5 protein-coding genes and 1 pseudogene are annotated in these 4425 nt (G+C 67.1%); 5 read left to right on the top strand and 1 reads right to left on the bottom strand.

The annotated features are described in order from the left end of the window. The first annotated feature begins 223 nt into the window (after positions 1–223). Positions 224–637, top strand: coding sequence for an alpha/beta fold hydrolase (locus tag V6U90_RS32520; RefSeq protein ID WP_334444869.1), 414 nt, complete (start codon positions 224–226; stop codon positions 635–637). Positions 638–653: 16 nt separating this feature from the next. Here V6U90_RS32520 and V6U90_RS32515 read toward each other — a convergent pair whose 3' ends face one another. Continuing rightward, positions 654–1508: a TrmH family RNA methyltransferase gene (locus V6U90_RS32515; RefSeq protein WP_334444867.1), complete on the bottom strand. Its 855-nt coding sequence runs from the start codon at positions 1506–1508 to the stop codon at positions 654–656. Between the two features lie 456 nt (positions 1509–1964). Here V6U90_RS32515 and V6U90_RS32510 point away from each other — a divergent pair, with 456 nt between their 5' ends. The 4 genes and pseudogenes from V6U90_RS32510 to V6U90_RS32495 all read left to right on the top strand — a co-directional run. Beyond that, positions 1965–2987, top strand: coding sequence for a zinc-dependent alcohol dehydrogenase family protein (locus V6U90_RS32510; RefSeq protein WP_334444865.1), 1023 nt, complete (start codon positions 1965–1967; stop codon positions 2985–2987). Between the two features lie 84 nt (positions 2988–3071). Next, a complete protein-coding gene (locus tag V6U90_RS32505) occupies positions 3072–3602 on the top strand; it encodes a helix-turn-helix domain-containing protein (RefSeq protein WP_334444863.1) in 531 nt (176 codons plus the stop codon). A gap of 8 nt (positions 3603–3610) precedes the next feature. Continuing rightward, a complete protein-coding gene (locus V6U90_RS32500; protein WP_334444861.1) occupies positions 3611–4003 on the top strand; it encodes an MmyB family transcriptional regulator in 393 nt (130 codons plus the stop codon). Between the two features lie 29 nt (positions 4004–4032). Continuing rightward, a pseudogene (locus tag V6U90_RS32495) lies at positions 4033–4338 on the top strand (zinc ribbon domain-containing protein); the annotation flags it as partial. Positions 4339–4425: the final 87 nt, after the last annotated feature.

Raw genomic sequence — 4425 nt, 5'->3', positions numbered from 1 at the left:
TGGCCGCCTCACGTCTACGCCAAACCGGCTCTGAGCTGCAGGTCTGCCGTACACCACTCTGCCGGACGCAACTCACGACCGCGGCGCCCTCGTCGCCATCCGCGCCGGCCTCGACCATCCCGCTACGATCACCCACCTCGCCACCCTCGACGTCCTGCCGACCCTGGACATGTGGGACATTCTGCACGGGTCCACCGCCGCAGTTGCCTTCCACCTGTACCTGATGGCCCAGCCACCCGGCCTGCCCGAGCAGATGATCAGCGCCAGCGCGGACGCCTTCTTCGGTTACTTCCTCGACGTATGGACCCAGAATCCGCAGGCCATTCCTGCGGGCCTGCGGGCGGAGTACCTGAAAGCCTCGCGCGAGGCGGTCCCGTCCATCGTCGCCGACTACCGTGCCTCAGCCGGCATCGACCTCGAACACGACCAGGCCGACCGAGCCGCCGGGAACCGACTGGCGATGCCGGTCACCGTCGTCCAGCAGGATTGGGGAGCCGCACTCGGCTTCGACGCCGCCGCGCTGTGGCGCACCTGGGCCGCCGATCTGGAGCACCACACCACGTCGGCCGGACACTTCATGGCCGAGGAATCACCTGATGAAATCATCAAGGTCCTGCGCTCCCTGCTCGCGCGGTAGCGAATCGTCTGCCCGCTCAGGGGCACGCACGGGAGGCGACGTCTGCCGCCGACACTGCTCGTTGACGCGCGGCCTCATACAACACGACCGTCGCCGCCGAAGCTGCGTTCAGGGAGCTGGCAGCGCCGGTGATCGGGATCCGCACCATGCGGTCGCAGGACTCCCGCCATGTGGTGCTGAGCCCGTGCGTCTCGTTTCCCACCGCGATGATCTTCGGTCCGGAGAGGTCGTGCTCGGCGATGTCCACGTCCCCGTGTTCGTCGGTGCCGACGATCTCGACGGGCACCTCTGCGGCACGCAGGGAGCCGACCCAGTCCAGCACCTCGCGATGGCTTGGCACCCGCACCACAGGGACGGCGAACAACGATCCGGTGCTGGCGCGCACCGCCTTCGGGTCGTAGGGGTCGGCCGCATGCCCGGTGATGACCACGCCGGACGCTCCGAAGGCGTCCGCGGATCGAACAAGCGTGCCGATATTGCCCGGAGTGGTCGGCCGGTCGAAAACCATCACCAGCATGTCAGCCGCACGGGGTATCCGCTGCAGTCGATCCTCCGGCAGTCCGACCACCGCGAGCAGCTCTGGCGATTCCTCGTCCTTACCCCCGAGCTCGCGCAACAGCTCCGGCGCCACCGCCACTCGGCTGGCGCCGCTGACACGCTCGAGGATGCCACGACTCCACCGGGAGAGGCTCTGTCCGTCGGGGTACAGCAGCGCACGAATCTCCCAACCGTGCTCAACCGCCAGGGTGACAGGCCTGACCCCTTGGACCACGAACTCGCCCGCACGCTGACGCTTGGTGCGGTTGGTCAGCAACGCCTGCCACTGCTGGAAGGTCGCGTTCCGCGTGGTGATCTTCAGTGTCTTCGCCACGTGCTCGATAGCCTCCTTGCCGCGCCCGCCTCCTGGTTAGCCCGAGGGCGCCAAGCGCGGCATTGCGGGTACCGCCAGACAGTACAGTGGTCTGGGCAATCTTCATGGTGGCCGGGGCCGCGCACGATCCGGAGTCTCTGGGGGCGGGTCGATCGGTCAGGCGCCTGGCGTGAATCCGCGGAGAGCAGACCAGGGAACGCCTGGAAAGAGCGTTCGCATCAGATGCGGAACTCCCGGCCAGTGGTGTACCCGGTGGTGTCGTGCACCTCCAGGACGAAGGGCCTGGCTACCGCGTACTGCTGCCGATGAGTGGACGTCTGGCTGGGGGGTGTTATCGGCCCCTCCCAGGTGGCGCGTTTGCCGGATTTCATGGATCAGGACGGCGCGGATGCTGCGCTGTTCCGGGAAGGCATATGCCGCCGCAGCCGCGGCGATGCGATAGCAAGGAGATACCTGATGCGTGGAGTGATCATGCGTACCGCCGGGGACGTTCGGGTGGAGGAGCGTGACGATCCGAAGATCATCGAGCCCACGGACGCGATCGTCCGGCTGAGCGCGACGTGCATCTGTGGGTCCGACCTGTGGCCCTACCGTGGCGTCGAACCGGCCGATCATCAGGTGATGGGGCACGAGTACGTCGGAATCGTCGAGGAAATCGGTTCCGAGGTGAAGAACGTCAAGGTGGGTGACTTCGTCGTCGGATCGTTCGTCATCTCCGACAACACCTGTGAGATCTGCCAGTCCGGCTATCAGTCCAAGTGCGTGCACGGCTCGTTCGTGTCGCAGACGATCGGCACGCAGGCCGACAAGGCCCGTATCCCCTACGCCGATGGCACCCTCGTGCCTACGCCCGGCCAGCCGGACCCGGAATTGATCCCGTCGCTGCTGGCCGCCTCCGACGTGCTCGGCACCGGCTGGTTCGCCGCCGTGGCCGCCGAGGCCGGCCCGGGCAAGACCGTCGCGGTCGTCGGTGACGGCGCGGTCGGCCTGATGGCGGTACTGGCCGCCAAGCAACTCGGCGCCGAGCGGATCATCGCGATGTCGCGGCACCCCGAGCGGCAGAAACTCGCCCGGTTCTACGGTGCCACCGACATCGTCACCGAGCGTGGCGAAGAGGGCGTGGCGAAGATCAAGAAGCTCACGGGCGGGCTCGGCGCGCACTCCGTGATCGAGGCGGTGGGCACCCAGGAGGCGACGATGCAGGCGATCGGCGCCACCCGGCCCGGCGGGCACCTGGGCTACGTCGGCGTCAACTACGACGTCAAGATCCCCGGCATCGACCTGTTCTTCGCCGGCATCCACGTCCACGGCGGCCCCGCCCCGGTACGCCGGTTCCTGCCCGAGCTGATCCAGCTCATCTGGGACCGCAAGATCGACCCCGGCAGGGTCTTCGACCTCACGCTCCCGCTCGACCAGGCGCCGGAGGGCTACCGGGCGATGGACGAACGGCGGGCCACCAAGGTGCTGCTGACCCTGTGACACATCCCGGCCACCCCAGCTCCCTGGGGCGGCCGGCACGCACGAGCCCGGGACGATCCGGGCAGCGGACCTACGGTGGAGGACATGAGCAGCCGCAAGGACGACGTGCGGGAGTTTCTGATTTCCCGTCGCGCGAACATCACGCCGGCCCAGGCCGGGCTACCCGACTACGGCGGGGAACGGCGCGTTCCCGGCCTGCGCCGCGAGGAAGTAGCGATGCTGGCCGGGGTGAGCCTGGACTACTACACCCAACTCGAGCGCGGCAACCTGCGCGGAGCGTCCGAAAGCGTGCTCAACGCGATCGCCCGCGCACTGCAACTCAACGACGTCGAACGCGAGCACCTGTTCGACCTGGCCCGCACCGCTACGTCGACATCAGCCGCACGTAAGCACAAGCTCGAAAAACCAGCCATGCGCGCCTCGGTGCAACGGGTCCTGGACAACCTCGCCGTCCCCGCCGTCGTCTACAACGCGCGGCAAGACCTGATCGCCTCGAACCTTCTGGGACGTGCCCTGTTCTCCCCGCACTTTGAGGCCGACAAGCCGAACCTGGCCCGATTCGTCTTCCTCGACCCCCGGGCCCGTGACTACTACGTTGACTGGCCACTACTGTAGCATGCAGCATGACCGCCGCGATGCTACGACTGGAGGCCGGGCGCGACCCGCTCAACAGCGAGCTCACCGCTCTGATCGGCGAACTGTCCACCCTCAGTCCGCAGTTCCGCCACGATTGGGCGCAGCAGAACGTCCATGAACACCGCACCGGCCACAAGGTCTACCGCCATCCTCAGGTCGGCGACATCGACATCACCTTCGACGTCCTCGAACTGCCCGGCCAACCCGGCCTGTCCATCTGCACGTACAGCGCCGAAGAAGGCACCGAATCCGCCGACAAGCTGGTCTTACTCGCGTCATGGGCCGCCACCGAAGAGTTCACGAACCAGCGTCACCCCAACTCTGCGCATGACAGCACCCAAAGTCCCCGAGGAGACAACACCGCCACGCACGAGGCGTAGATCAAGACCGAGACAATGCCCGGTACGGTCGCATCTTCGCCCGGGTGGACCGGTTCTTCCCGTCCACCCGGGCGTGCTTCGACTACGGTCGCATCAACGACAAGATGGCGCTCGACGTTCGAGCGTGGACCTGCCCGTGTGGCAGTCACCACGACCGGGACGTGAACACCGCACGCAACATCAGGGCCGCCGGACGGGCGGACCTCAACGACCGTGGGGTGCAGGTAAGACCGGGAGCGATCCCGGCACCGCGCGGCGAAGCGGTAACCCGCCGGGAGCTTGCCCCCACGGGGGCGTGGCGGACCGGAATCCCCGTCATTCATTCATGGCGGTAGGACGTCAAAGGTCGCTGTCGTACTAGCTTGATCTTTAACCTGTGCGGCGTGGACGGGGATTGACGGACTTCGTCTTCTTTGCCGCTG

This window comes from Micromonospora sp. CPCC 206060 (assembly GCF_036906895.1).
In the GTDB taxonomy this organism is placed as follows: Bacteria; Actinomycetota; Actinomycetes; order Mycobacteriales; family Micromonosporaceae; genus Micromonospora.
Note: the sequence above shows the minus strand (reverse complement) of the source record. Positions and strands in the feature narration are given on the sequence as shown.

Excerpts from the sequence above, each read along its gene's own strand:
- V6U90_RS32510 (WP_334444865.1), top strand. The coding sequence starts at position 1,965 with ATGCGTGGAGTGATCATGCGTACCGCCGGGGACGTTCGGGTGGAGGAG.
- V6U90_RS32500 (WP_334444861.1), top strand. The coding sequence starts at position 3,611 with ATGACCGCCGCGATGCTACGACTGGAGGCCGGGCGCGACCCGCTCAAC.
- V6U90_RS32520 (WP_334444869.1), top strand. The coding sequence starts at position 224 with ATGGCCCAGCCACCCGGCCTGCCCGAGCAGATGATCAGCGCCAGCGCG.
- V6U90_RS32505 (WP_334444863.1), top strand. The coding sequence starts at position 3,072 with ATGAGCAGCCGCAAGGACGACGTGCGGGAGTTTCTGATTTCCCGTCGC.